Raw genomic sequence first — 23,955 nt, forward strand, 5'->3', positions numbered from 1 at the left:
CCTAAGTGGCGGTATTAGCTGCCGTAGTTTTTCTTGAGGTATTCGGCGATCGCCTTGGCATCGTCGGCGTCCACAGGCGCGCCGTAGGCGTTGATCATCTTGGTCACCTCGGCGTCCCAGCCGGCGGCGTTGAGGTAGACCGAGTTCATCGGGATGTAAGCCAGTGTGTGGCAGGCCTGACAATTGTTCTCGACCTTGTCGACCCCAGGCGCCTGCTTGAGTTTGATGACCTGCTCGTCGGCGAAAGCCGTGCCGGCGAGGAGGACGGCCGCGGTGGCAGCGATGATGGTGCGCATGTGCGGTGCCTCCTTCAGGCGGTCAGCGTGATGCTCTGCATCACGTTGTTGTGGTAGCCGGCGCCATTGAACAGCAGCTTGGTGACCTGCGTCTGGCCGATGGCGTTGGTGGCATTGACCATCACCGTGGCCTTGCCCTTGACCTGCACGTCGAAGCTCCACGGCCGGAAGGCGAACTTGCCGAGATCCTCGCCGAGCTTGGCGGAGGACCACGTCTTGCCGCCGTCGGTCGAGACCTCGACCTTGCCAATGCCGTAGCCGCCGTCCCAGGCGAGCCCGGCGACAGTCACCTTGCCGGCCTTAACCTTGGCGCCGTCGCGGTGGCTGGTGATCAGAGAGTTCACCACCATCTCGGTAATCGGCGTCGAAGTGGCGTCTTCCTGCGTCACGAAGCGGTCGCGCAGCGGAAACAGGCCGACCGGCACGCGATAGGCGGGCTTCATCCAGAAGCCGCCTTGCGGCGTCGTCCTCGCTTCGACGTGGATGAGGTGCTTCATCCAATAGGTGCCAGTCCAGCCTGGCACAACGAGCCGCGCCGGGAAGCCATTGAAATGCGGCAGCGGCTGGCCGTTCATTTCGTAGGCAATGATGGTGTTCTCATCCATCGCCTTCCAGGCCGGGATGCTTTTGATGAAGTCCGGTGTCTTGTCGACCACCGGCCCATCGGCGCCATTGAAAGCGACCTCGATCGCTTCCTTCTTGATGCCGGCCTTGGCGAGAATGTCCTTGAGCCGCGCACCCTTCCATTTGGCGCAGCCCATGGCGCCGTAGCCCCATTCGACGCCGGGCACGTGCGGGTTCGACAGGCCTCGACGATTGCCCGAGCATTGATTGACGGCGACGATTTCGACTGCCGGCATCTTCTTCAAGTCGTCGAGCGTGAGCTCCATCGGAGTCGTCGCGCCGTCGCCATCAATCTTGATCTTGTAGTCTGCAGCTTTGATCTCGGGAATGTCGGCGAGGTGATAGCGCACGAAGAACTTGTCGTTCGGCGTGATCGGCGTCTGCAGATATTCCAGCGGCGATTCATAATTCGGCGGCCGGTCGGCAAGCTGGATGAGCGGCTGTTTGCCCGGCAACGTGCCCATCTGTACGTAGCTGGCGATGCCATCCGGCACGCCGGGGCTCAATTGCGCCGCGGCGGACGCCGCCTGCGCTTCGGTGAACCGGCCAAATCCTCCGATGAGGGCCGCGCCGGCAGCGGCGGCCGTGCCGAGGAATCCCCGGCGACTGATGGCTAGCATCGTTTCCTCCTTGTTGCCGCTCGCGGCGGCCCTCGATCTGCGTGACCCACGTCACGCATTCGGGAACAGGGAAGAAACGGGCGCTTCCGCCGAATTATTCCATTACCGGAGAAGAAATCATCCGGTGCAGGGCGGGGGGCCGTGACCGGCTTCGCGGAGTTGGCGACCAATGCGGTCGGAATCGGCATTGGCGGCGGTCTGGCCCTCGGCCGCGCCGGCAATCAGGGCAAAGCGTGCCTTCGGCATGCCATGCGCGGTCAGCTCGTAGACCAGGTTGCCCGCGGTCCAGCGGTGATGGTCGGTGCCGGCCGTCTGCGGTGGCGTCGCGCCGACCGGCCAGGCGCGCAGATCGAGCCGGCAGCCATGCGGGCCGCGATAGGTCGCCGACACCAGCGGCACCTGGCCCGGATCGATCGCCAGCCCGGTGAGCTTGAGGCCCGCGGTGTCGAGCCGCGGCACCGTGGTGCCGGCGGGCAGCGAGGCCAGGGTAATCGCCGTCGGCGCTTCGGCGAACGGAGCCTCTGTCTGAATCGGCCGCGGCATCGTCACGAACACGCCGAACGCCAGCGTGGCGGCAAGCGCGGCGCCGATGGCGATGGGCGGCCACCGCCGCACTTTGCCCCGCTGCGGCAATTCGAAGGCCGGACAATCAGCCGCCGCGCCGGCAGCCTCGCCGATCGTCGCCTTGAGCCGCGCCAGCGTCGCGTAGGCGCGCGCCAGATCGCGCTCGCTCGCCAGCCGTCCGGCCAAGGCCGCGCGTTCACCGGCCGGCAATTCGCCATCGACGAGGGCGCTGAGCTTTTCCAAATCCTGCTGCTGCGGATCGCGTGCCAAAGTCCGGTCCCGTTATCAGATGCCCTGGTTCACCTTGAGCGGCCTTACGCTGCTGGCTTCAATCGCCGCCAGCAGAGCCTCGCGCGCCCGGGCGATGCGGCTCATCACGGTGCCGACCGGCACCTGAAGCAATTCGGCGGCTTCGCCGTAACTGAATCCGGCAATATCGATCAAGGAGATAATCTCGCGATGCGCCGGCGGCAGCGTCGCCAAGCCCTGCTCGACCGTGATCTTGGCGATGCTGGCATCGTCATAGCTCCAGATGTCGGCGCTGTTGGTGACATCTAGTGCCGGCCGTTTCAGGCGGCGGATTTCGTCGAGCGCGGCATTGCGGACGATACGGAACATCCAGGCGCGATAGGCCGGCGCGTCGTCCGGCACGCGTCGCGCCGCGAGTGCGCGGGTGACGGCTTCCTGCACCAGATCGCGCGCGGCATCGGGGTCCGCCAGCATGGTGCGCGCGAATGCATAAAGCCGCGGCAGCAGAGCCATCAGGCCGTTATGCGGGTCGTGCGCCATGCGGAAATCTGTGCCGCCGATCGAAAAGCAGGCGGCAACTATCGGACGCGGCCGATACGCATGCAATGGCGTTGTAAGGGTCACCGCGGGGCGCGCCGCGCCGGCTGCCCTTCCAGAGCCTTCCAGAGCACGTGATATTTCGGTGTCGCCGCGAGCAGCGGATCGCGCTGGCCACAGTAGCTGCGGTTGAGGTCGGCCTGAGCGAACAGCGTACCGACCTTCGGGTCGCTGCCGGCGTAAAGCAGGGTCAGCCGGTCGAGCGCGCAGGCCAGTGTTGAGTCATGCACGAAGCTGTCGCCTTGGCAGAACCAGCCGGATAGCTGCAGCATCGGTTCGTCAAAGCTGCGAGAGAAGCCCAGGCAGTAACGGTGCGCGCCTTGCGACGTCTCGAAGGTGACGAGCGAGAGCGGCCCGAACTTGCTCGCGACCGGTTCAGCCACCGGGGTGATGTTGACCGGGCCGAGGGTCATCGCCTCCGCGGCGATGGTATCGGCGGTCGAGGCAAAGCGGTCGATCTCGCTGCCGGCCCGGTACACCTCGACCCGCAGGTAAGGCGTCACGCCGTCGGGCACGCCGAGACCCATGATGTCCTGGCGGCCGTTGCCGGTGGTATGGCGGCGGATTGTATAGGTCTCTGGCTGACTGGCGGCCTCCGGGATCGCCAAGGTGAAGGCCGGAAACGGCTTCTCGATCGTGGTCCAGGCCGACCGATCAATGGGCGCGATGGGTGACTTCACAGGCTTCGATTGAAAGACCTGTGCCGCGGCTATGGACAGGACGACAAGGCCACCCACATAAGCCAACAGGCGCACCATATTGGCGGGCAGTTCCTCGCGCCAGGAATGCAGGGCCGGATGCATGGTCGAGCCTCGCGGAGTCTCGGATCGCGCTTAAAACCTCTGGTACCGTTGTCAGAAGCGTCATTCTCGCTTAGAAGCCCTGCCATCCGGTTGTTTCAAATCAAACCAGACCGGGGAATTTTTTCGGAGAGTAAACAATGGGTTACAAGGTCGCCGTGGTCGGCGCCACCGGCAATGTGGGGCGCGAGATGCTCAACATTCTGGATGAGCGCAAATTTCCCGCCGACGAAGTCGTCGCGCTCGCCTCGCGCAAGAGCATGGGGCAGGAATGCTCGTACGGCGACAAAACCCTGAAAGTGAAAGCGCTCGATCACTACGATTTCTCCGACGTCGATATTTGTCTGATGTCGGCCGGCGGCGCCGTGTCGAAGGAATGGTCGCCCAAGATCGCGGCGCAGGGGGCTGTCGTTATCGACAACTCCTCGACCTGGCGTATGGATCCGGACGTTCCGCTGATCGTTCCGGAAGTGAATGCCCATGCGCTCGACGGCTTCACCAAGAAGAACATCATCGCCAATCCGAACTGCTCGACGGCGCAGCTCGTCGTCGCGCTGAAGCCGTTGCACGATCACGCCAAGATCAAGCGCGTCGTCGTCGCGACCTATCAATCGGTGTCCGGCGCCGGCAAGGAAGCGATGGACGAGTTGTTCTCGCAGACCAAGTCGGTGTTCACGCTGGACGAAGTGACGAACAAGAAATTCCCGAAGCGCATCGCCTTCAACCTCATTCCGCAGATCGACGTCTTCATGGAAGACGGCTACACCAAGGAAGAGTGGAAGATGGTGATGGAGACCAAGAAGATTCTTGATCCCAAAATCAAGCTCACCGCCACCTGCGTGCGCGTGCCGGTGTTCGTGTCGCACTCGGAAGCCGTCAACATCGAGTTTGAAAACCCGATCTCGGACGTCGAGGCGCGCGAAATCCTGCGTGCGGCGCCGGGTTGCCTTGTCATCGACAAGCGCGAACCGGGCGGCTATGCCACGCCGTATGAATGCGCCGGCGAGGATGCGACCTACATCAGCCGCATCCGTACCGATCCGACCGTCGATAACGGCCTGGAAATGTGGGTGGTTTCCGACAACCTGCGCAAGGGCGCGGCGCTCAATGCGATTCAGATCGCGGAAGCGCTGATCAACCGCAAGCTTCTTCAGGCGAAGAAGAAGGCGGCGTAGGTCCTTCGACCGAATGCAAATGCAAAACGGCCGGCGTCTCGCCGGCCGTTTTGTTTTGCGCTTCAAAAAGCCGGGTTCGCGAATGCCTTGGCCGGGGTCACGCGCACGAATTTGTTCTGCGTCTTGTCGTGCACCCACAGATCGCCGGTGGCGACGCCGAAATAGGCGGCGTGCAAGTTGAGCCTGCCGCGCTCGACCAGGATCTTGATGCACGGGAACGTCATCAGGTTGTCGAGGGTCGACACCGCTGCCTGCTGCTCCAGCGCCGTGAGATATTCGGTCATGCTGCGATCGCCGCGCGGGCCGACGACCTTCGCGGCCGGGCCGAGCAATTCGATCCAGCGACCGATGAAGTCGCCCGGCGACAGCGGCGCGGCCTCCTCGGCGAAGGCGCGGATGCCGCCGCACTGGGCATGGGCGAGCACGACGATGTGCCTGACCTTGAGCGCCTGCACGGCGAATTCCAGCGCCGCCGACATCGCGCGTTGCGCGCCGTCCGGCGTGTAGGGAGGCACCAGATTGGCGATGTTCCGCGCCACGAACAATTCGCCCGGCCCGGCGTCGAAAATCGCCTCCGGCGCCACCCGCGAGTCGCAGCAGCCGATCACCATGATTTCCGGGGCCTGACCGCTCTCGGAGAGCTCGCGATAGCGGTCCTGCTCGGCCTTGAGCCGGCCGCTGGCGAAGGCGCCATAACCGTCGATGAGTCGCTGAGGAAAGTTCATTGGCCTAGCTCCTGAGTCACGAAAGCCTGCTTTTCATACGGAGGCGGCGCTCGCAAGCGTCCGCCGAGTCCGGGCGCCGGCAGCGGCGGCGCCGCGAAAACCTGAGCCTCTTCTTAACCTTGGCGCGCTAAATCCGTCCATTCATCCCGCGTTCAGGTCGAATAGCCGACTGATAGCCGACCATCAGGTCCCCGAGCTTATGCTGTCACCCGCCAAACCGGTCTATGCGGAACCGATCGCCGTGCGCCATCGCTCGCATGGCTTTTCCGGCGGGCAGATCGCGATCTTGTTCGCGGCATTCACGCTGCTGATTTCGATCCCGATCTGGACGCACCCGCTCCCGCCGCTGTCGGATTACGTCAACCATCTGGCCCGCATGAAGGTGCTGGCCACGCTGGATCAAAATCCCAGACTGGCCGAATATTATACCATCAACTGGCAGGTCATTCCCAACCTGACCATGGACATCATGGTGCCGTGGCTGGCGCGGATGGGCGTCAATATCTACGTCGCCGGCCAGATCTACATGGTGACGATGTTCGCGCTCATCATGTCGGGCGCGCTGGCGCTCAACCGGGCGCTGATCGGCCGCTGGTCGACGACGCCGCTGTTCGGCTACCCGCTGCTCTATAATTTCGTCTTCCTCGTCGGACTAATGAATTATCTGTTCGGCATCGGCATCGCCTTGTGGGCGATGGCCGGCTGGGTGGCGTTGCGCGAGCGTGCCTGGCCGTGGCGTTACCTGCTGTCGGCGGCTTGCGCACTGGTGCTGTTCTTCTGCCATCTCTCGGCGCTTGGCATCTACGGCGTCGGCATCCTGTCGTACGAAATGCTGCGGCTGTGGGAGCGGCGCCGCGAGCCGTGGCCGGCGCGCGTCATCGAATTCGTCTGCGGCGGCCTGCCGTTCCTGGCGGTGACGCCGCTGCTCGCGCTGTCGCCGACCATGGGTCTTGCTTCGAGTGTCTACTGGGAGCAGCGCGGCAAGATCGACGGCCTGATGTATGTCATCGCCGATTATTCCGACATCACCGCTTTCCTGATCGTCACCGTGCTCGGCGGCGCCATCATCTGGGCGGTGCGCCATCGCGTGCTGCGCTTCCACCCGCTGGTGGCGGTGCTGCTCATCGTCGGCGGCGTGATCTATCTGGCGCTGCCGCGCGTGATGTTCGACACCTACATGACCGACCAGCGCGTGCCGATCGGCATTGCCTTCATGGTTCTCGCCTGCGGCGATCTCGAACTGCGGCGACGTCTGGTGCGCCGCGGCTTCATGGTCGTTCTCATCGTCCTCATTGCCGGCCGCCTGATCGAGATCGACTACAACTGGTCGCAATTGTCCGACTCGACCAGCCAGTTCCGTTCGTCGGTCAAGCGCATCGCGCCCGGCTCGAAGGTGTTCGTCGCCTACTCCGATCGCTCGATGGGCGACGACGTGCGCGATCTCGGCCTCGTTCATGCTGCCTGTATCGCCACCATCGAGCGCTCGGCGCTGGTCACCACCTTGTTCACGGTGCCGGGCAAGCAGATCCTGCACGTGAAGCCGCAGTACGAAGACTTTGCCGACACCCACGACGGTACGCCGCCGTCGGTGGCGCAGCTCATCGTCGCCGCCGAGCAGCCGCAGCCGGGCACGCCGGCGTTCTGGCTGAACTGGACGAAGTTCGACTATCTCTACGTCCTGTTCACCGAGGACGATGCGCCCAATCCCTATCCGTCGCACCTCAAGCTGGTGGCCGACGGCGATCGCTTCCAGCTCTACAAGATCATCAAGCCCGGCGAGACCAGCGATACCCGGCCGCAATATCCCGGGCGGTTTACGGTGGGGCAGCGCTAGGCCCAGATCGCCATCGGCAGCCCGTGCTCGTCGCGCGGCGGATCGGCTGGAAACGATTGCGCCTGACGCGCATGAATGCGCCGCGCCGTGACCAGGCAGGCCAGCGCATCGATCAGGTCGTCGTCGCCCGCGCCCCTGGGGGCTTTCATCTGCAGGATGTCGTCAGGCAGGCCGTTGCCGCGCAACAGATTGCGCCGCAGGTCGAGACCGGGCGTGTGGTTGCCGCTCTTCACCTTCTTCGCCAGAGATAGCGGCGCGCCGCCGTTCATCATGACGAAGGCAAGTTCTGGATGGGTCTCGAACACCCGTCCGAGATGGTCCTTGTTCGCACGCAGGACGGCGTCCACTTCGGCCACCTTGTCGAGGATGTAGAAGCCCTGTTTGGCGAAAGCCTTGCGGTCGTCGGAAGTGTCGCGCGCGATGGCGCAGGCGGTGAAGAAGCGCTCGCGCGCATCGGCCGGCTCTGTCGCGATACTGGCCTCGACGGCGCGGCGTGACGGAATGCGGAACACGCTCGATTTGCGGTCGCCGAGCAACGCCCGCACCTCGCGTTCGGCGCGGCGTCCGCCCGTCGGACTTTGCGCCGGCAGTCCGATCGGCACGTCGATGGCGATGATCGCCGGACGCTCGTCGGCAAGGACGATGTCGGTGAAGCGTGCGAAGACGCGGGGCGCAAGCACTTCGCCGGCCGGACGACCGAAAGCAACCAGCCAGCCGGCCGGGCAGCCGTCTACGCCAGCCAGCCAGACTTCGTCCCCGGTATGCGTTGTCTTGGTCATCGCCATTCCATGCGCCGATCAATCAGGCTGGTGCGGCCGGAATTTCGGTTAAGATCGGCTCCCTACTGTCTAAGTCACCATACATCGGGGAAATGTCATGACCATCCGTCCGCGCCGCAGTGTTCTCTATATGCCCGGGTCGAATGCCCGCGCGCTGGAGAAGGCGAAGACGCTGCCGGCCGACGGCGTGATCCTCGACCTCGAGGACTCGGTGGCGCCGGATGCGAAGGCGACGGCTCGGCAACAGGTGGTCGATGCCGTCAAGGCCGGCGGTTTCGGCGCGCGCGAGGTCATCATCCGTACCAATGCCGTGGACACGCCCTGGCATGCCGAAGATCTCGCCGCCGCGGCGCACGCGGGGGCGGACGCAATCCTGATTCCCAAAGTACAATCGGCCGAAACGCTGGAGATGATCGGCCGCCGGCTGATGGACATGCACACGCCGGTGAAGACGCGGGTCTGGGCCATGATCGAAACCCCGCTCGCGATCTTCAACATCCTCTCGATCGCGGCGGAGGCGCGAGATTCGGAAGTGCGGCTGTCGTGCTTCGTGCTCGGCACCAACGATCTTGCCAAGGACACGCGAGCGCGTCTGGTGCCGGGCCGGGCGCCGATGCTGCCGTGGCTCACCACCGTTATCGCCGCGGCCCGTATTCACGGCGTCGAGGTGCTCGACGGCGTCTATAACGATCTCGGCAACGCGGAGGGCTTTGCCGCCGAATGTCAGCAGGGCGTCGAACTCGGCATGGACGGCAAGACGCTGATCCATCCCAGCCAGATCGAACCGTGCAACAAGGCGTTCTCGCCGACCGAAGCCGAGGTCGCCTGGGCGCGCAAGATGATCGTGGCGTTCGATCTGCCGGAGAACAAATCCAAGGGTGTGGTGTCGATCGACGGCCGCATGGTCGAGCGCCTGCATGCCGACATGGCACGACGGACCGTCGCCATCGCCGAGGCCATCGCCGAGGCCATCGCCGCGCGGGGCTGAGCCCGGCGCGACCAATTAAAAGGCGCGGGATGCGATCCCGCGCCCTGGACGATGCCGCTATCGGCCGCCGGACATCAGTAGGTCGTCACCGGCTGGAAGCCGCCATTGTTGTTCGCGGCATAGCCGTGCGTGGCCGGCTGCTCGGGCACGAGGGCCGGTTGCAGCGTCCGACCCTGAATCTGGTCCTGCGTCGGCGGCTCGACCGGCTGCGTCAGCCGGCGCGCCACGCCTTCAAACTGCGCGTTCTGGTCGATGGCCAGCGAGCGATTGTAGATTTCGCCTTCCACCGCCGCGGTCGCCTGGAGCTTCACGTTGTTGCCGTGGATGGTGCCCTTGAAGGTGCCGTCGATGACGACATCCTGGGCGCGGGCATTGCCGTTGATATTGGCGCCTTTGCCGACCACCAGATGCGCGGCGTGGATATCGCCGTCGACGCGGCCGAACACCTGCACGCCGCCGGTCGAGACGACATTACCGGTGATCAGCAGCCCGGCGCCGAAAGTGGAGATGATTTCGCGGTCGCCCAGGTTCACCGCCGCCGCGGCAGCGGCGGGTTTGGGCTGAGGCGCCAACGCTTCCGCCGGCTTGGCAGGGCGGTCGCCTCTGGTCGGAGAAAAGTAGCTCACGGGGGAAACTCCTATCGTCCATGGCCGATGTCACGCGACGCAAAGGCGGCGGGCGCCCCGATGTCGAGCGATGGTTTATTCTAGCGAGCAATGTGACAGGCGATAGAACAACCTGATTTTATCGATAACGCCGCGGCGAAGGTCGCCCCGCCGCTATTAACTAGGCCGCCGGATTAACTTTTGCGCGGCTGTTTTATCGCGCGGCGAGCGATAAAATAACTCGGGCTGGAGCGCCGCGCGGGCGGCTCCGTGACGGCGCGAGGCGGACCATGATTGGCGACAAGGAATTGCGAGCCTCGGTCGACCGTTATCTCGGCGCGATGCGGTCGCAGGCCGAGGCGGAAATCGCGCAGGCGCTGCGCGACGCGATGGCCCGCGGCAAGCTCAGCCAGGGCAGCGCCGAAGCAGCGATCGCGCTGACCTGCGACAAGATCGGCCTCAACGTCACGGTCTACGGCAAGATCGATTTATAAAGTGCCCGTCCGCCGGGGTCGCGCGACCCGCAACCGCAAAGTGCGTCACTTCTTATTTCAATAACAGATTAATATTTGCGGCCTAATTTGGTTGGCGCCGGCGTGACAGACGCGCCGCATTCGCCGAGGCATCACACGCGGCGATTCTGTAGAACAATTCCGACAGGAACGCGCCATGCCCAAATTCTCCGACCTGAGAATCATCACCAAGGTTGCGTGCTGCTTCCTGTTGCTCGGCGCGGTCATCGGCGGCGCCATCTGGTTTGCCGCCGGCAGGATGGAGCATAGCAGCGAGGTTTATTCGAAGATCATAGCCAACGACGTCGAGGCGGTGATCAGGACGCAGCGCGCCATGCGCGGCGTCTCGGATCAGGCGCGATTGATGTGGCTGATGATTTCCGAAGATGATCTGATCGAGCTGAAAAAGATCGCCAAGGAAGCTCAGGATGTGCGGCAGAGGATGCTCGCCGACCTCGCCGATGCGCGCAAGCTGGCGCCAGCCTATGAAAAAGAGTTCGACCACGTCGATAGCTTGGCCAAGAGCGTCTTCAACGACTATCCGATCGTTGAAAAGGCGGCGCTGGAAAACAACAGCGAAGAGGCCGCCCGCTACGGCAAGCGTTTGATCTCGCGGCAAAGCGAGATGCGCAAGAGTCTCGCCGAGGTCAACAACGGCCTCGACAAGACCATGAAGGAAAAGTCGGCTGCCGCTGCCGCGGAGGTCACGCAAACCGTGCGCATGACCGGGCTGGCGGTCGCGCTGACCTTGGCCGCCGTGCTGGCGCTGGCCTTCGCCATTGTGCAGATCGGCATCGCGCGGCCGATCGCCGGGCTGGTGGCGCAGATGCGCAAGCTCGCCGCCGGAGACTTCAACATCGAACTGCCCTGGCTCGGCCGCAAGGATGAAGTCGGCGAAATCGCCGCGGCGGTCGATGTCGTCGCCGACAAGGTCGGCGCCACCATCGGCAACATCAAATTGGCGGCGGCGGATGTGACCAGCGCGTCGGCCGAGATATCGACCAGCACAACGGATCTGTCGCAGCGCACCGAGGAACAGGCCGCAAGCCTCGAACAGACCTCGGCCTCGATGGAAGAGATCGCGTCCACGGTCAAGAAGAACGCCGAGAACGCCCGGCAGGCCAATGCCTTCGTCAGCGAGACCGACACGGTCGCGGCGCGCGGTGGCGAGGTCGTCGGCAACGCGGTCGATGCGATGGCGCGGATCGAGGAATCGTCGGGCAAGATTTCGGACATCATCGGCGTCATCGACGAGATCGCGCGCCAGACCAACCTGCTGGCGCTCAACGCGGCCGTGGAAGCCGCTCGTGCCGGCGAGGCCGGACGCGGCTTCGCCGTGGTTGCCGCGGAAGTGCGCAGCCTGGCCCAGCGCTCGTCACAGGCCGCCAAGGACATCAAGGGCCTGATCACCAATTCGAATGCCCAGGTGAAAGATGGCGTCGATCTGGTGAACAAGGCCGGCGCGGCACTCGGGGAGATCGTGTCGTCGATCAGGAAGGTGACCGATATCGTCGCCCAGATCGCGCATGCCAGCGAGGAACAGGCGGCCGGCATTGAACAGGTCAACCGCGCGCTGGCGCAGATGGACGAAGTGACACAGCAAAACTCGGCGCTGGTCGAGGAGAATGCCGCGACCGCCAAGACCCTCGAACATCAGGCCAAGGCGATGGACGAGCGCGTCGCGGCGTTCCGCCTGCGTGGCAGCGAGACGGCAGAAGGCCGGCAAGCTCCTGTGGCGCGCACGATAGCGCCGGCCAAAGCGCGCGCAGCGGCGCCTGCGCAGAAGCCGGTGCGGCAGCTCAAGCAGACGTCCGCGAGCGGCGGCGGCCCGGTGCGACGGATGCAGGCCGATCTCGCCGACGCGGTGAATGCTGATGACTGGAAGGAATTCTAGCGTCTTCGACGAGCGCTAATGAAAAAGCCGCGACCGAACTTGCCTGCCGCGGCTTTTTTGTCTGGCGATGTCGCTGAAGCTTACGCCCAAGGGCGCGCGGCCTGCGCCTTCTGCTCGTAGCTGTCGATCTTGCTCTGCTTCTGCTTGGTCAGGCCGATGTCGTCGAGGCCGTTGAGCATGCAGTGTTTGCGGAACGGGTCGATGTCGAACTTGACGACGCCACCATCCGGGCCGCGGATTTCCTGCTTCTCGAGATCGATCGATAGCGTGGCGTTGGAGCCGCGGTCGGCGTCGTCGAACAGCTTCTCGAGATCTTCCGGCGACACGCGGATCGGCAGCACGCCGTTCTTGAAGCAGTTGTTATAAAAAATGTCGCCGAACGACGTCGAGATCACGCAGCGGATGCCGAAATCCATCAGCGCCCACGGCGCGTGCTCGCGGCTCGAGCCGCAGCCGAAGTTGTCGCCCGCGACCAGGATCTTGGAATGGCGGTAGGCCGGCTTGTTGAGCACGAAGTCCGGGTTCTCGGCGCCGTCGTCGAGATAGCGCTGCTCCGAGAACAGGCCCTTGCCCAGTCCGGTGCGCTTGATCGTCTTCAGGTACTGCTTCGGAATGATCATGTCGGTATCGACATTGATGATCCGCAGCGGCGCGGCGACGCCTTCGAGGTGGTCGAATTTTTCCATAGGCCCAATTTTCCCGACTGTTCTCAGCGGCTCCGATTTAGCCCGAACGGCCGCCCCAAGGGAAGGATTCAGTCCGCCGCCTGCTCGATGGCTGCCATGTCATCGTCGGACAGGCCGAAATGGTGCCCGATCTCGTGCACCAGAACATGGGTGACGATGGCACCCAGGGTCTCCTCGTGCTCGGCCCAGTAGTCGAGAATCGGGCGGCGGTAGAGCCAGACCATGTTGGGCATCTGACCGGTCACCTGTCCTGCGGTCATGAACGGCAGGCCGACACCCTGGAACAGGCCGAGCAGGTCGAATTCGCTCTCGGCGCCCATGGTGTCGAGCACCTCCTCGGTCGGGAAGTCCTCGACCCGGATCACCAGCCCCTCGCAGAGGGCCTGGAAGGTCTCGGGGAGCCGGGCATAGGCTTCCTGGGCCAGCGCCTCGACCTCCATGAGGGACGGCGCCAGCGCCCCCCGGAGAGCCTGTGGATCGTCGATTGGGCCTGCCATCGCCCCCTTCTAGGCCAGCGGCCGACCCGAACCAAGGCGGAAAGCCCAGGATCGCCGCAAGCCCTTGGCGGTGCTTGCCGATCGGGATTCCGTTAACTATTATGGCAGCGCGGCGGCAGCGACCCGCCACGCGTGGTTCAAGGTATCGGTCATGTCGTTGAAAACCATCGGACTGGGCATCCTCGCCGGCGCGCTGTGCGCCGCCATGGTGACGCCCGCCGCGGCCGAGTTCTTCGGCTGCAAGGACCCGCACACCAAGGTGACCTATTCGTCCTCCTCGTCGCGACAGGCGTTCGCCCGCTATTCCACGAGCCACACGAGCCACGAGTATTCGTCGCGCCGGACCCGGAGCGCCGGCCTGTTCGCGCCGTTCTCGCGTCCCTCCAACGAGCGCTGGTAGATGCCCATGCGCGGCGCCGCCGTTCTCGTTCTGACAGGGTTGATCGCGGCGGCAGCGGCGATGCCGGCTGTCGCGCAAACCCAGCAACGTGGCACCGAGGTCGCGCAGGAAACCCCGCGTCCCCGCATCATCATCAGACCGCGGCGCGAACCCGGCCCCAACGCCAAGCGGGAATGCGAAGCGCACCTCGTCGAGCAATATCGCCCGAGCGGCACCGTGATCGTGCCGGTGATGAATTGCTGGTGGCAGTGAAACTTCCGCCACAGTGCGACGTTATGTCATTGGCGACGTTCATCTGATGGGGAGTTTCGCCATGTCCGGTATCAAGGTTCTCACTGCAGCTCTGGCTATCGCCGCGACCGCGATGATCGCGACGCCGGCGGCAGCGCAGTGGCATGGTCATCACGGCTGGGGCCATCACGGCTATCGCCACCACGGCGGCGGCTTCTATTTCGGTTTCGGTGCGCCTTATGCCTACGCGCCGCGGCCTTACTACTACGGCGGTCCGGCATATTACGGTCCGGCCTGCCGGTGGGAGCGCGTGCGCTTCTGGCGTCACGGCCGCTGGCACTGGCGCAGCGTGCGCCGCTGCTACTAGCCGCGACGTGAACGCCACTGCCGGATTGCCCTGCGCATCATCCGGCCCGCACTAAAACAAAAAACGCCGCCCGGTTTTTCGGGCGGCGTTTATTTTTTAAGCTTCGTAGCGGTCTTAGTGCCAGTCGCGCACGTCGACGAAGTGACCGGCGATCGCCGCGGCGGCGGCCATGGCCGGCGACACCAGATGTGTACGGCCCTTGTAGCCCTGACGGCCTTCGAAGTTACGGTTCGAGGTCGAGGCGCAGCGTTCGCCCGGCGCCAGCTTGTCGGGGTTCATGGCAAGGCACATCGAGCAGCCCGGCTCGCGCCAGTCGAAGCCCGCTTCCTTGAAGATCTTGTCGAGGCCTTCGGCTTCTGCCTGCAGCTTCACCAGTCCCGAGCCCGGCACGATCATCGCCGAGACATTGGCGTTGACCTTCTTACCCTGCGCGATCCGTGCGACGTCGCGCAGATCCTCGATGCGGCCATTGGTGCAGGAGCCGATGAAAACGCGGTCGAGCTTGATGTCGGTGATTTTCTCGCCGCCGCTCAGGCCCATGTAGCCGAGCGAACGCTCGGCAGCGACGCGCTTCTTCTCGTCGGCGATTTCCGCCGGCACCGGAACGCGGCCGGCGATCGAGACGACCTGCTCGGGGCTGGTGCCCCAGGTCACGATCGGCGGCAGCTTGGAGGCGTCGAGCTTGATCTCCCAATCGAAATGCGCGCCGTCATCCGAGCGCAGGGTTTCCCAGTAGCGCATGGCCTGATCCCAGGCCTCGCCCTTCGGCGCCATCGGGCGACCCTTGAGATACTCGAACACCTTGGCGTCCGGCGCGATGAAGCCGGCCTTGGCGCCGCCCTCGACCGACATGTTGCAGATGGTCATGCGGCCTTCGATCGAGATGTCGTCGATGGCTTCGCCGGCATATTCCAGCGCATAGCCGGTGCCGCCGGCGGTGCCGATCTCGCCGATGATGGCGAGGATAATGTCCTTGGCGGTGACGCCGGGCGGCAGCTTGCCGTCGACGATGGCGCGCATGTTCTTCGACTTCTTCTGGATCAGCGTCTGCGTCGCCAGCACGTGTTCGACCTCGGACGTGCCGATGCCGTAAGCCAGCGCGCCGAAGGCGCCATGTGTCGCAGTGTGGCTGTCGCCGCACACGATGGTGGTGCCGGGCAAAGTGAAGCCCTGCTCGGGGCCGATGATGTGCACCACGCCCTGACGCTTATCGAACTCGTTGAAATAAGTGATGCCGAAGTCCTTGGCGTTCTGCGCCAGGGCGGCGATCTGCTCGGCGCTTTCCGGATCGGGATTGGGCTTGGAGCGATCCGAGGTCGGCACGTTGTGATCGACGACGGCGAGCGTCTTCTCCGGCGCGTGCACCGGACGGCCGGCGGTGCGCAGGCCTTCGAAGGCCTGCGGGCTGGTCACTTCGTGGACCAGATGACGGTCGATATAGAGCAGCGCGGTGCCGTCTTCTTGAACGTCGACGACATGGTCATCCCAGATCTTGTCGTACAGGGTGCGCGGTTGCATGGCTTGGTACCTTTTCTGAAAAGGATTGGTTCTTCGGCTTGATGGCAGCAAATGCGCGCGCGGAAGCGCGCCGCGCCGATCAAAGGCCGGCTTGGACGGCGGCGGTCAGCCGGCCGAAGAACCGCCAGGGCAGGCGGGTATGGTCGGCAAGAATGATGCGCTGGGCCTTTAGAACCATGAAAAGCTATATAGCCATTTCAAGGAGCGGCGACAACGCACCTCGGAAGCCTGAGAGCCATGCCGATTTCTTGTCAGGCCCGGCTTCGGTCCGGCACGAAATCGACGGCCGCAAAAGAAAAGAGCCGCGCAAGCGCGGCCCTTTTCCGGCGTTCCCCCGAACAGCCGTAACTTAGGAGGCGGCAGCTTCCGCGCCGGTCGTGCCGGTCGCTTCGACGATGCGGGCCTTCTTGCCGCGCAGCGCGCGCAGATAATACAGCTTGGCGCGGCGCACTTTGCCGCGGCGCACAACCTTGAGCGAGTCGATGGCCGGCGCGTAGAGCGGGAACACGCGCTCGACGCCTTCGCCATACGAGATCTTGCGAACGGTGAAGCTCTCGTTGAGGCCGGCGCCCGAACGCGCGATGCAGACGCCTTCATAGGCCTGCACGCGGGTCTTGTCGCCTTCGGTCACCTTGACGTTGACGATCACGGTGTCGCCCGGCGCGAATTCCGGAATGGTGCGCACAGCGGCGAGCTTCTCGCGCTGTTCCTTCTCGAGCTGTTGGATGATGTTCATGGCTCAAATCTCCGTCGGCAGCGCCAGCAACCGGCGCGCGGTTCTCAGGCTTTAACTGAATGGGTTGGCCGGGCTTTTAGAGCAAGAAAGCCTGCTTGTCACCCCTCTTCTCCCTCTGCCCGCCGGGCGGGGAAAGGGTCGGGGTGAGGGCATCGGCCGCGAATGAAACGTCAATTGCCCGTCACCCGGCTCGCTTGGCTCGCCACCCTCTGCCCCTGAACGGGGCGAGGGAATTCAGGGCCTTTTCCTTGCCAGCCAGGCCTCCCAGAGGTCCGGGCGGCGCTCGCGGGTCAGCCTTTCGGCCTCGGCGCGGCGCCAGGCGGCAACCTTGGCATGGTCGCCCGAGGTCAGGATTTCCGGGATCGGCCGGCCCTCGAATACCGCCGGGCGGGTGTACTGGGGGTACTCGAGCAGACCGTCGGAGAAGCTTTCCTCGACCCCGGAGGCTTCCTTGCCCATGACGCCCGGGATCAGCCGGACGCAGGCGTCGAGCAGGGTCAGGGCCGCCATCTCGCCGCCGGACAGGACGAAATCGCCGAGGCAGACCTCCTCGAGGCCTCTCGCCTCGATCAGCCGCTCGTCGACGCCTTCGAAGCGGCCGCAGAGGATCACCGCGCCGGGGCCGGCCGCCAGTTCGCGGACGCGGGCTTGGGTCAGCGGCTTGCCGCGCGCGCTCATGATCAGGCGCGGGCGGCCGTCGAGCGGAACCGCGTCCAGCGCGAGGGCGAGCACATCGGCCTTCATCACCATGCCCGGTCCGCCGCCGGCCGGGGTGTCATCGACGGTGCCGTGCTTGTCGGTGGCGTGATCGCGGATGTTCTTTGCCTCGAGCGACCACAGGCCGTTGACCAGCGCCTTGCCGGCCAGGCTGATGCCGAGCGGGCCGGGGAACATCTCCGGATAGAGCGTGAGAATGGTGGCGCGGAACACGGCCATCACTCAATGACCGACGGCACGACGACGGTCAGCTTGCCGCCCGGCACATCGACCACGGGCACGACGGCATTGCTGAACGGCAAGAGCAGCGGCTCGCCGCCCTGCGCGGTGGCGATCTCGATCAGGTCGCCGGCGCCGAAATTATAAAGCGCGGTGACCTTGCCGAGCGCAACGCCGTCGGGCGTCACCGCCGCCAGGCCGATGATATCCGAGTGATAATAGGTGTCGTCCTCGTCGATCGGCGGCAGCCGGTCGCGCGGCACGTAGAGGTCGGTGTTGGTGAGCTTCTCGGCGGCGGTGCGATCCTCGACGCCGGACAGGCGCACGACGACATGATCTTTCGCCGCGCGCATGCTCTCGATCTCGAATTGCCGCTTGCCGTCCTGGGTTTCGAGCGGGCCGTAATCGGCGACCGCGGCCGGGTCCTCGGTAAAGGACCACAGCTTGATCTCGCCGCGCACGCCATGCGCCGCGCCAATACGCGCGACGCATACGCGGCTCTTGTCCGCGGAGTTAAGTGGCTTGCTGTCGCTGCGCGCCACGACTTAACGCGATCAGGCCGCCGGGGCCTTGGCGGCTTCTTCCGCCTTCGCCTTGCGTTCCTTGCGCGGCACGGCCTTTTCCGGATTGTTGCGCGGCTTGCGCTTGGCAACGCCGGCCTTGTCGAGGAAGCGCATCACGCGATCGGACGGCTGCGCGCCCTTCGTCATCCACTCCTTGACCTTGTCCATGTCGAGCTTGAGACGCTCTTCCTTGTCCTTCGGCAGCAGCGGATTGTAGTAGCCGAGACGTTCGATGAAGCGGCCGTCGCGCGGCGAGCGCGAGTCGGCGAGGACGATGTGATAGAACGGGCGCTTCTTGGTGCCGGCGCGGGCCATGCGGATAACGAGCATTGTGAGTTTTCCTTTCGAGATCTCTGATTGATGTTTGTTGGTTGAAGTCGGCTATTTCTTTTTCCCGAAGCCCGGCAATCCTTGCGGGCCCTGGAATTTCCCGCCGAGACCGGGAAGTCCCGGCATGTTCGGCGGCAATTTCGGCATCGTCGGCGGCAGCGCGCCGCCGCCCGGAAAGCCCGGTGGCAACTGGCCGCCCGGCATGTTCTTGGCCATCTCGGCCATCTGCTCGGGGCTCGGCGTACCGCCGCCGCCGAAGCCCATGATCTGGCCGAGGCCGGCGAGCGGGCCGCGTTTCCCGCCTTTGCCCATGGCCTTCATCATGTCGGCCATGCCGCGATGCATTTTCAGCAGCTTGTTGATCGCTTCCGGCGAGGTGCCGGAGCCGGCCGCAATGCGCTTCTTGCGGCTGTTCTTGAGGAGGTCGGGATTGCGCCGCTCCTGCGGCGTCATGGAATCGATGATCGCGACCTGGCGCTTGAGAATCTTGTCGTCGAGCCCGGCATTGGCGATCTGGTTCTTCATCTTGGCGACGCCGGGCATCATGCCCATCAGGCCGCCGATGCCGCCCATCGACATCATCTGCGTGAGCTGTTCGCGCATGTCGTTGAGGTCGAACTGACCCTTGCGCATCTTCTCCGCGGTGCGCATCGCCTTTTCGGCGTCGATATTGGCCGCGGCCTTCTCGACCAGCGCGACGATGTCGCCCATGCCGAGGATGCGGCCGGCGATGCGCGAGGGATCGAACTCCTCCAGCGCATCCATCTTTTCGCCGGTGCCGATCAGCTTGATCGGCTTCTGCGTCACGGCGCGCATCGACAGTGCGGCGCCGCCGCGGCCGTCGCCGTCGACGCGGGTCAGCACGATGCCGGTGAGGCCGACGCGTTCGTTGAACGAGCGCGCGAGATTGACGGCGTCCTGACCGGTCAGCGAGTCGGCGACGAGCAGCACTTCGTGCGGATTGGCCGAACGCTTGACCTCGGCCGCTTCGTTCATCATCTCGTCGTCGAGCGTGGTGCGGCCGGCGGTGTCGAGCAGCACGACGTCGTAGCCGCCGAGACGGCCGGCTTCCAGCGCGCGCTTGGCGATCTGCGGCGGCAACTGGCCCTGCACGACCGGCAGCGTGTCGATGCCGGTCTCGCGGCCGAGCACGGCCAATTGCTCCATCGCGGCCGGACGGCGCACGTCGAGCGAGGCCATCAGAACCTTCTTCTTCTGGCGTTCGGTGAGGCGCTTGGCGAGCTTGGCGGTGGTGGTGGTTTTGCCGGAGCCCTGCAGGCCGACCATCATGATCGCGACCGGCGGCGCGGCATGCAGATCGATGGCCTGCGCTTCGGCGCCGAGCGTGGCGACCAACTGGTCGTGCACGATCTTGACGACCATCTGGCCGGGCGTGACCGACTTGAGAACTTCGACGCCGACCGCCTGCTTCCTGACGTTGTCGACGAATTCGCGCGCCACATCGAGCGCGACGTCGGCCTCGAGCAGCGCGCGGCGCACTTCGCGCATCGCTTCGTCGACGTCGGCCTCGCGCAGCGCACCGCGCCGGGTGAGCTTGTCGAGAATGCCGCCAAGTTTTTCCGACAGATTGTCGAACATTCAAATTCCTTTTCGTTCCCGTCACGGGAAGGCTGACAAAACACAACGACGCCCGAGGGCGCATCGCGCTGTCGGGCGTTGGCCTCCGGCCTCAGGGACCGGGCGGCGGGTCGGAAAGTCAGTCTCTTGCGAGAACGCGCGGAAACTAGGGACCGGAGGGGGCCAAGTCAAGGCAAGCCGGTCAGCCCAGGCGGGGGCCGTGGCGGCCGCCGCATTTTAATCAAACTATTGAAAAGACAAGATAAATCGCACTCAAGGGGTCAATTCGAAGCTGACCGTCACCCCCGCCCGCAGCATCTGCTCGCCCGGCGCGACCGGCACGGCGCCCGCCCGCATCGCCTGCATGACCGGGCGCGGCGGCGGCGCGGAGCCTTCCTCGATGATCGAGACCACATTGCCGAGCTTCACCCCGGCGGCCTTGGCGTAGAGTTCGGCCTTGCGGCGGGCGTCGGCGACGGCGTCGTCGCGGGCCTGATCGAGCAGCTTCGACTGTTCGGAAACGATGAACTCGATGCCCGACATCTCGTTGGCGCCGGCGGCGATGGCGTGGTCGAGGATCGACGGCAGCTTGTCGATCTCGCGGATGCGCACGGTGACCTGATTGGTGACCTGGAAGCCGAGCAGCCGCGCGGCGCCGGGTTTGCTCTGGTCGTATTGCGGTTGCAACGACAGCCGCGAGGTCTGCACGTCGCGCCCGGCGATGCCGGCATCCTTGATGGCGGCGAGCACCGTCGTCATCTGCTTGGCGTTGGCGTCGCTGGCTTCGCGCGCGGTCTTGCTCTGGCTGGTGACGCCGAGACGGATCATGGCGGTGTCGGGCGCCACGGAAATGGTGGCGTCGCCGGTCACCGTGATCTGCCGATCAATGGCATGCGCGGCGCCCGGCGCGATGAGCGGCGCCGCCAGCGCGCAGGCGACGATAACGAGGCTGAGGGAACGGCGGGATAATTTCATCATCATTTCACCGGCACATAGATGTTGACGACGAGATTGTTCGGATCGCTCTTCACCGGATCTGAAGCATATTCCTCGATGAACAGATCCTTGGCTTCGAGCTGCCGGTCATCGAGGAAATTGGTGATCGCTTCGTAAGTGGCATCCATCGAATCGTACGAGCCGCGGTGCACGAATTTCAGCGCCTTGCCGCTCGGTCCCTTGTCCATGGCGATGTCGCCCTTCGGCGGGTTGGCGAGCGGTTGCGCAATGGTCGCCGCCGCCTGGAACGAGAAACCGGTATCGTCGGTCTCGGTGTAGATCGTCAGGAAGGGCCCCGCAGGTTTGACATTCTGCTTGGCGAGAAAATCGTTGAGCGACTTGAAGGCGTCGAGCAGCGTGTCGAACGCCGTGTCCCAATTGGTGTGACCCTTGAGATAGACGATGGTGCGGTCCGGCAGTGTGACCTCCTCGCCGAACGCATCGCCCGGCTGCGGCATGGCCGGCTGGCTGCTCTTGGGGGCCGGCATGGGTGGAGCCTGCTTCGGCTCGCCGGACGGCGCTTGCGCCAGCGCCGGTGCGGTGCTGCCGAGCGCGATCCAGCCGGCCATGAGGACGGCGCTCGCGGCGACGAGCAAACGAGGGCGCACTCCTGGCATTTCCAGTTCTCCGTCTTGCGCTACGATTCGCGCCGGCGTGCCCAATCTATCATGGGCCTAGCTAATTGGGTGATCTTTGGCCATATAAACCGGGCGGAAACCGGGCAGGACCCGGTTGGCCAAGGTGGCTGGCGGACAATGGGCGCGCTTTCCAACAAGTCTTTCGTCAAGATGAACGGCATCGGCAACGAGATCGTCGTCGTCGATCTGCGCGCCGACACGCCGCGCGCTGGCGCGATCGCCGCCGACGAGGCGCGCGCCGCGGCGTCCCCTGCCGGTGCGCCTTATGACCAATTAATGGCGCTCTATCCGCCGCGGACGCCCGGCACCGACGCTTTCATTCGTATCTACAACAATGACGGGTCGGAAGCCGGCGCTTGCGGTAACGGCATGCGCTGCGTCGCCACCATCGTCTCGGATGCCAATGGCAAGAAGGCGCTGACCTTCGAGACCAATGCCGGCATCCTCAATGCGTGGAAGAACGACAACGGCCAGTTCACCATCGACATGGGCAAGCCGCGCTTTGCCTGGAACGAAATTCCACTGGCCGAGGAATTCCGCGACACCCGGATGATCGAACTGCAGATCGGGCCGATCGATGCGCCGGTGCTGCACTCGCCGTCGGTCGTCAACATGGGCAACCCGCACGCCATCTTCTGGGTCGATGACCCTTACGCCTACGACCTCGAAAAGTTCGGCCCGCTACTCGAGAACCATCCGATCTTTCCCGATCGGGCCAACATCACGCTGGCGCATATCGTCGACCGCGAACACATCGTCATGCGCACCTGGGAGCGTGGCGCGGGGCTGACGCGCGCCTGTGGTTCGGCGGCCTGCGCCACGGCGGTGGCGGCGGCGCGGCTCAAGCGCACGGAACGCAAGGTGCATATGACGTTGCCCGGCGGCGAACTCGTCATCGAGTGGCGCGCCAGCGACGATCATGTGCTGATGACCGGACCGGTGGAATTCGAGTTCAACGGCACGTTCGATCCGAAGTTGTTCGAGAAGGCGGCGCCGTGACCGTCGATGTCCGGACTTTCGGCTGCCGGCTCAACATCGCCGAATCCGAAGTCATCAAGCGCGAGGCGCAAGCGGCCGGCATCACTGACGCCGTGGTGTTCAACACCTGCGCCGTGACGGCGGAAGCCGTGAAGCAGGCGCGGCAGAGCATTCGCCGCACCCGGCGCGAGAAGCCCGATACGACGATCATCGTCACCGGCTGCGCGGCGCAGGCCGACAGCGCGCCCTTCGCGGCGATGCCGGAGGTGAATCGCGTGCTTGGCAATGAAGAGAAGCTGAGCGCTGCTGCGTGGCGTGGGGAGGAGCGTGTCGCCGTCGGCGACATCATGGCTTCAACGCATATCAAGGCGCATGGGGTCGATCATATCGACGGGCACACCCGCGCATTCGTCCAGGTGCAGAACGGATGCGACCATCGCTGCACCTTCTGCATCATTCCGTTCGGCCGCGGCAATTCGCGCTCGCTGTCGATTGACGACGTGGTTGCGCAGGCGCGGCGGCTCACCGTCAACGGCTATCGCGAGATCGTGCTCACCGGCGTCGATATCACCAGCTATCGTGACGGCGATTTGAAACTCGGCGCGCTGGTCAAGCGCCTGCTGCGTGCCGTGCCTGAGATTGCGCGCTTGCGCCTGTCGTCGATCGACTCCGTCGAAGCGGATGCCGATCTGCTCGATGCGCTCGCCAACGAACCGCGGCTGATGCCGCATCTGCACCTGTCGCTGCAGGCCGGCGACGACATGATCCTCAAACGCATGAAGCGGCGGCATTCGCGCGCCGAGGCCATTGCCTTCTGCAATGAGGTTCGACGGCTGCGGCCCGATGTCGTGTTCGGCGCCGATATCATTGCCGGCTTCCCGACCGAGACCGAGGCGATGTTTCAACGCTCGCTCGACCTGGTCGATGATTGCGGCTTGACGCAGCTTCACGTCTTTCCGTTTTCGCCGCGTCCCGGCACGCCGGCTTCGCGGATGCCGCAACTCGACCGGGCCGTTATCAAGGAGCGCGCACAGCGCCTGCGTGACAGAGGCGAGGCGGCGTTACGCGGCCATCTCGACGCCCAGGTCGGCGCCACGCATCGTGTGCTCACCGAGCGCGGCGGCATCGCGCGCACCGAGCAGTTCACTCCGGTGCGGCTCAATTCACCGCTCGCGCCCGGCCTGTTCCTCGATCTCACCATGGCCAGCCATGACGGCCGGCAACTGCTGGCGGCGTGAT

Annotated in this window: 28 protein-coding genes; 10 read left to right on the forward strand and 18 right to left on the reverse strand. The window is 64.7% G+C overall.

Annotation, left to right across the window (positions count from 1 at the left end):
• Nucleotides 1-14: 14 nt before the first annotated feature.
• The 5 genes from ASD45_RS18565 to ASD45_RS18585 form a co-directional block, all read right to left on the reverse strand.
• Nucleotides 15-296, reverse strand: coding sequence for a hypothetical protein (locus tag ASD45_RS18565; RefSeq protein ID WP_056913161.1), 282 nt, complete (start codon nt 294-296; stop codon nt 15-17).
• 14 nt (nt 297-310) lie between these two features.
• On the reverse strand, nt 311-1,540 hold the full coding sequence (locus ASD45_RS18570) for a molybdopterin-dependent oxidoreductase (RefSeq protein WP_056913162.1): 1,230 nt from the start codon (nt 1,538-1,540) through the stop codon (nt 311-313).
• A 117-nt stretch (nt 1,541-1,657) separates the two neighbouring features.
• Entirely contained in the window at nt 1,658-2,374 is a 717-nt protein-coding gene (locus tag ASD45_RS18575) for a hypothetical protein (protein ID WP_056913163.1), read from the reverse strand.
• Nucleotides 2,375-2,389: 15 nt separating this feature from the next.
• The gene (locus ASD45_RS18580) at nt 2,390-2,893 is read right to left on the reverse strand and encodes an RNA polymerase sigma factor (protein ID WP_056913164.1); all 504 of its coding nucleotides are present in this window, start codon (nt 2,891-2,893) and stop codon (nt 2,390-2,392) included.
• Nucleotides 2,894-2,973: 80 nt separating this feature from the next.
• On the reverse strand, nt 2,974-3,753 hold the full coding sequence (locus ASD45_RS18585) for a hypothetical protein (RefSeq protein WP_056913165.1): 780 nt from the start codon (nt 3,751-3,753) through the stop codon (nt 2,974-2,976).
• A gap of 137 nt (nt 3,754-3,890) precedes the next feature.
• Between ASD45_RS18585 and ASD45_RS18590 the strand changes: the two genes are divergently transcribed.
• The gene (locus ASD45_RS18590; RefSeq protein WP_056913166.1) at nt 3,891-4,925 is read left to right on the forward strand and encodes an aspartate-semialdehyde dehydrogenase; all 1,035 of its coding nucleotides are present in this window, start codon (nt 3,891-3,893) and stop codon (nt 4,923-4,925) included.
• A gap of 62 nt (nt 4,926-4,987) precedes the next feature.
• On the opposite strand, the gene ASD45_RS18595 is transcribed toward ASD45_RS18590, so the two are convergent.
• A complete protein-coding gene (locus ASD45_RS18595; protein ID WP_056913167.1) occupies nt 4,988-5,650 on the reverse strand; it encodes a carbonic anhydrase in 663 nt (220 codons plus the stop codon).
• 199 nt (nt 5,651-5,849) lie between these two features.
• Here ASD45_RS18595 and ASD45_RS18600 point away from each other — a divergent pair, with 199 nt between their 5' ends.
• Nucleotides 5,850-7,484 carry a hypothetical protein gene (locus ASD45_RS18600; protein ID WP_056913168.1) on the forward strand — a complete coding sequence of 545 codons (1,635 nt, stop codon included), beginning with the start codon at nt 5,850-5,852 and terminating at the stop codon, nt 7,482-7,484.
• Here the strand turns inward: ASD45_RS18600 and ASD45_RS18605 are convergent.
• Entirely contained in the window at nt 7,481-8,263 is a 783-nt protein-coding gene (locus ASD45_RS18605) for a DUF429 domain-containing protein (RefSeq protein ID WP_082541084.1), read from the reverse strand. The genes ASD45_RS18600 and ASD45_RS18605 overlap by 4 nt on opposite strands.
• A 97-nt stretch (nt 8,264-8,360) precedes the next feature.
• Between ASD45_RS18605 and ASD45_RS18610 the strand changes: the two genes are divergently transcribed.
• Nucleotides 8,361-9,251, forward strand: coding sequence for a CoA ester lyase (locus ASD45_RS18610; RefSeq protein WP_056913170.1), 891 nt, complete (start codon nt 8,361-8,363; stop codon nt 9,249-9,251).
• 74 nt (nt 9,252-9,325) lie between these two features.
• Here ASD45_RS18610 and ASD45_RS18615 read toward each other — a convergent pair whose 3' ends face one another.
• Nucleotides 9,326-9,877, reverse strand: coding sequence for a polymer-forming cytoskeletal protein (locus ASD45_RS18615; protein ID WP_162249463.1), 552 nt, complete (start codon nt 9,875-9,877; stop codon nt 9,326-9,328).
• Between the two features lie 269 nt (nt 9,878-10,146).
• On the opposite strand from ASD45_RS18615, the gene ASD45_RS18620 reads away from it, so the two are divergent.
• Both ASD45_RS18620 and ASD45_RS24100 read left to right on the forward strand, forming a co-directional pair.
• Complete coding sequence (locus ASD45_RS18620) at nt 10,147-10,350, forward strand: DUF6494 family protein (RefSeq protein WP_056913172.1); 204 nt, start codon at nt 10,147-10,149, stop codon at nt 10,348-10,350.
• A 175-nt stretch (nt 10,351-10,525) separates the two neighbouring features.
• Nucleotides 10,526-12,262, forward strand: coding sequence for a methyl-accepting chemotaxis protein (locus ASD45_RS24100; protein ID WP_056913173.1), 1,737 nt, complete (start codon nt 10,526-10,528; stop codon nt 12,260-12,262).
• A gap of 80 nt (nt 12,263-12,342) precedes the next feature.
• Here ASD45_RS24100 and leuD read toward each other — a convergent pair whose 3' ends face one another.
• Nucleotides 12,343-12,948, reverse strand: coding sequence for a 3-isopropylmalate dehydratase small subunit (leuD, locus tag ASD45_RS18630; RefSeq protein ID WP_056913174.1), 606 nt, complete (start codon nt 12,946-12,948; stop codon nt 12,343-12,345).
• A gap of 68 nt (nt 12,949-13,016) precedes the next feature.
• Nucleotides 13,017-13,388, reverse strand: a complete 372-nt coding sequence (locus ASD45_RS18635; protein ID WP_244485528.1) for a metallopeptidase family protein — start codon at nt 13,386-13,388, stop codon at nt 13,017-13,019.
• 121 nt (nt 13,389-13,509) lie between these two features.
• Here ASD45_RS18635 and ASD45_RS18640 point away from each other — a divergent pair, with 121 nt between their 5' ends.
• The 3 genes from ASD45_RS18640 to ASD45_RS18650 all read left to right on the forward strand — a co-directional run bounded on the left by ASD45_RS18640 (nt 13,510) and on the right by ASD45_RS18650 (nt 14,443).
• Nucleotides 13,510-13,845: a hypothetical protein gene (locus ASD45_RS18640; protein ID WP_056913176.1), complete on the forward strand. Its 336-nt coding sequence runs from the start codon at nt 13,510-13,512 to the stop codon at nt 13,843-13,845.
• Nucleotides 13,846-14,097, forward strand: a complete 252-nt coding sequence (locus ASD45_RS18645; RefSeq protein WP_056913177.1) for a hypothetical protein — start codon at nt 13,846-13,848, stop codon at nt 14,095-14,097. It begins immediately after the preceding gene.
• Between the two features lie 61 nt (nt 14,098-14,158).
• The gene (locus tag ASD45_RS18650; protein ID WP_056913178.1) at nt 14,159-14,443 is read left to right on the forward strand and encodes a hypothetical protein; all 285 of its coding nucleotides are present in this window, start codon (nt 14,159-14,161) and stop codon (nt 14,441-14,443) included.
• Between the two features lie 114 nt (nt 14,444-14,557).
• Here the strand turns inward: ASD45_RS18650 and leuC are convergent, their stop codons facing one another.
• The 8 genes from leuC to ASD45_RS18690 all read right to left on the reverse strand — a co-directional run bounded on the left by leuC (nt 14,558) and on the right by ASD45_RS18690 (nt 21,708).
• Nucleotides 14,558-15,961 carry a 3-isopropylmalate dehydratase large subunit gene (leuC, locus tag ASD45_RS18655; RefSeq protein ID WP_056913179.1) on the reverse strand — a complete coding sequence of 468 codons (1,404 nt, stop codon included), beginning with the start codon at nt 15,959-15,961 and terminating at the stop codon, nt 14,558-14,560.
• Nucleotides 15,962-16,310: 349 nt separating this feature from the next.
• Complete coding sequence (rplS, locus tag ASD45_RS18660; protein WP_056913180.1) at nt 16,311-16,697, reverse strand: 50S ribosomal protein L19; 387 nt, start codon at nt 16,695-16,697, stop codon at nt 16,311-16,313.
• Between the two features lie 234 nt (nt 16,698-16,931).
• The gene (trmD, locus tag ASD45_RS18665; protein ID WP_056913181.1) at nt 16,932-17,633 is read right to left on the reverse strand and encodes a tRNA (guanosine(37)-N1)-methyltransferase TrmD; all 702 of its coding nucleotides are present in this window, start codon (nt 17,631-17,633) and stop codon (nt 16,932-16,934) included.
• Nucleotides 17,633-18,175: a ribosome maturation factor RimM gene (gene rimM / locus ASD45_RS18670; RefSeq protein ID WP_056913182.1), complete on the reverse strand. Its 543-nt coding sequence runs from the start codon at nt 18,173-18,175 to the stop codon at nt 17,633-17,635. Before rimM ends, trmD begins: the two co-directional genes overlap by 1 nt.
• Before the next feature lie 12 nt (nt 18,176-18,187).
• The gene (rpsP, locus tag ASD45_RS18675) at nt 18,188-18,526 is read right to left on the reverse strand and encodes a 30S ribosomal protein S16 (protein WP_056913183.1); all 339 of its coding nucleotides are present in this window, start codon (nt 18,524-18,526) and stop codon (nt 18,188-18,190) included.
• Nucleotides 18,527-18,577: 51 nt separating this feature from the next.
• Entirely contained in the window at nt 18,578-20,125 is a 1,548-nt protein-coding gene (gene ffh, locus ASD45_RS18680) for a signal recognition particle protein (RefSeq protein ID WP_056913184.1), read from the reverse strand.
• A gap of 252 nt (nt 20,126-20,377) precedes the next feature.
• Nucleotides 20,378-21,079 carry an SIMPL domain-containing protein gene (locus ASD45_RS18685; protein WP_162249464.1) on the reverse strand — a complete coding sequence of 234 codons (702 nt, stop codon included), beginning with the start codon at nt 21,077-21,079 and terminating at the stop codon, nt 20,378-20,380.
• 2 nt (nt 21,080-21,081) lie between these two features.
• Nucleotides 21,082-21,708 carry a GyrI-like domain-containing protein gene (locus tag ASD45_RS18690; RefSeq protein WP_244485530.1) on the reverse strand — a complete coding sequence of 209 codons (627 nt, stop codon included), beginning with the start codon at nt 21,706-21,708 and terminating at the stop codon, nt 21,082-21,084.
• Between the two features lie 147 nt (nt 21,709-21,855).
• Here ASD45_RS18690 and dapF point away from each other — a divergent pair, with 147 nt between their 5' ends.
• A complete protein-coding gene (gene dapF, locus ASD45_RS18695; protein ID WP_056913186.1) occupies nt 21,856-22,737 on the forward strand; it encodes a diaminopimelate epimerase in 882 nt (293 codons plus the stop codon).
• Nucleotides 22,734-23,954 carry a tRNA (N(6)-L-threonylcarbamoyladenosine(37)-C(2))-methylthiotransferase MtaB gene (mtaB, locus tag ASD45_RS18700; RefSeq protein ID WP_082541025.1) on the forward strand — a complete coding sequence of 407 codons (1,221 nt, stop codon included), beginning with the start codon at nt 22,734-22,736 and terminating at the stop codon, nt 23,952-23,954. Before dapF ends, mtaB begins: the two co-directional genes overlap by 4 nt.
• The last annotated feature ends 1 nt before the right edge of the window (nt 23,955 follow it).

Source organism: Pseudolabrys sp. Root1462 (assembly GCF_001426945.1).
Taxonomy (GTDB): Bacteria; Pseudomonadota; Alphaproteobacteria; order Rhizobiales; family Xanthobacteraceae; genus Pseudolabrys.

Excerpts from the sequence above, each read along its gene's own strand:
- ASD45_RS18585 (WP_056913165.1), bottom strand. The coding sequence starts at position 3,753 with ATGCATCCGGCCCTGCATTCCTGGCGCGAGGAACTGCCCGCCAATATG.
- dapF (WP_056913186.1), top strand. The coding sequence starts at position 21,856 with ATGGGCGCGCTTTCCAACAAGTCTTTCGTCAAGATGAACGGCATCGGC.
- ASD45_RS18610 (WP_056913170.1), top strand. The coding sequence starts at position 8,361 with ATGACCATCCGTCCGCGCCGCAGTGTTCTCTATATGCCCGGGTCGAAT.
- ASD45_RS18650 (WP_056913178.1), top strand. The coding sequence starts at position 14,159 with ATGTCCGGTATCAAGGTTCTCACTGCAGCTCTGGCTATCGCCGCGACC.
- ASD45_RS18595 (WP_056913167.1), bottom strand. The coding sequence starts at position 5,650 with ATGAACTTTCCTCAGCGACTCATCGACGGTTATGGCGCCTTCGCCAGC.
- ASD45_RS18645 (WP_056913177.1), top strand. The coding sequence starts at position 13,846 with ATGCCCATGCGCGGCGCCGCCGTTCTCGTTCTGACAGGGTTGATCGCG.
- leuD (WP_056913174.1), bottom strand. The coding sequence starts at position 12,948 with ATGGAAAAATTCGACCACCTCGAAGGCGTCGCCGCGCCGCTGCGGATC.
- ASD45_RS18590 (WP_056913166.1), top strand. The coding sequence starts at position 3,891 with ATGGGTTACAAGGTCGCCGTGGTCGGCGCCACCGGCAATGTGGGGCGC.
- trmD (WP_056913181.1), bottom strand. The coding sequence starts at position 17,633 with ATGGCCGTGTTCCGCGCCACCATTCTCACGCTCTATCCGGAGATGTTC.
- rpsP (WP_056913183.1), bottom strand. The coding sequence starts at position 18,526 with ATGCTCGTTATCCGCATGGCCCGCGCCGGCACCAAGAAGCGCCCGTTC.
- ASD45_RS18620 (WP_056913172.1), top strand. The coding sequence starts at position 10,147 with ATGATTGGCGACAAGGAATTGCGAGCCTCGGTCGACCGTTATCTCGGC.
- ASD45_RS18605 (WP_082541084.1), bottom strand. The coding sequence starts at position 8,263 with ATGACCAAGACAACGCATACCGGGGACGAAGTCTGGCTGGCTGGCGTA.
- ASD45_RS18565 (WP_056913161.1), bottom strand. The coding sequence starts at position 296 with ATGCGCACCATCATCGCTGCCACCGCGGCCGTCCTCCTCGCCGGCACG.
- rplS (WP_056913180.1), bottom strand. The coding sequence starts at position 16,697 with ATGAACATCATCCAACAGCTCGAGAAGGAACAGCGCGAGAAGCTCGCC.
- ffh (WP_056913184.1), bottom strand. The coding sequence starts at position 20,125 with ATGTTCGACAATCTGTCGGAAAAACTTGGCGGCATTCTCGACAAGCTC.
- ASD45_RS24100 (WP_056913173.1), top strand. The coding sequence starts at position 10,526 with ATGCCCAAATTCTCCGACCTGAGAATCATCACCAAGGTTGCGTGCTGC.
- ASD45_RS18600 (WP_056913168.1), top strand. The coding sequence starts at position 5,850 with ATGCTGTCACCCGCCAAACCGGTCTATGCGGAACCGATCGCCGTGCGC.
- ASD45_RS18580 (WP_056913164.1), bottom strand. The coding sequence starts at position 2,893 with ATGGCGCACGACCCGCATAACGGCCTGATGGCTCTGCTGCCGCGGCTT.
- ASD45_RS18570 (WP_056913162.1), bottom strand. The coding sequence starts at position 1,540 with ATGCTAGCCATCAGTCGCCGGGGATTCCTCGGCACGGCCGCCGCTGCC.
- ASD45_RS18685 (WP_162249464.1), bottom strand. The coding sequence starts at position 21,079 with ATGAAATTATCCCGCCGTTCCCTCAGCCTCGTTATCGTCGCCTGCGCG.
- ASD45_RS18635 (WP_244485528.1), bottom strand. The coding sequence starts at position 13,388 with ATGGAGGTCGAGGCGCTGGCCCAGGAAGCCTATGCCCGGCTCCCCGAG.
- leuC (WP_056913179.1), bottom strand. The coding sequence starts at position 15,961 with ATGCAACCGCGCACCCTGTACGACAAGATCTGGGATGACCATGTCGTC.